Genomic DNA, 283 nt, shown 5'->3' on the forward strand with positions numbered 1-283 from the left:
GACGAGTACTTGGTCGGCCTTCATCACCAGATCCTGCGTCACCTCGTTCTTCGAGATCACCTTGGCCGTGCCGTAGTCGCCATACATGATCTCGTTGCCTTCGCGCACCTGCATGGCGAGCTTGATGATCGGATTGTCGCGCGCCTGCCGGTGGATATCGGTGAGGAGATAATCCGGCTCCTGGTTGGTGAAGTAGCCGCCGCCCGAAACCGGCGGCAGCTGGCCGGGATCGCCGAGCACCAGGATCGGCGTGCCGAAACTCATCAGGTCCTTGCCGAGCGCC

1 pseudogene is annotated in these 283 nt (G+C 62.2%); it reads right to left on the reverse strand.

Features of this window, described 5'->3' with window-relative positions:
• Nucleotides 1-283, reverse strand: a pseudogene (locus EOD29_RS31340) (AAA family ATPase); the annotation flags it as partial.

It is taken from the genome of Mesorhizobium sp. M1A.T.Ca.IN.004.03.1.1 (genome assembly GCF_003997555.1).
GTDB lineage: Bacteria > Pseudomonadota > Alphaproteobacteria > Rhizobiales > Rhizobiaceae > Mesorhizobium.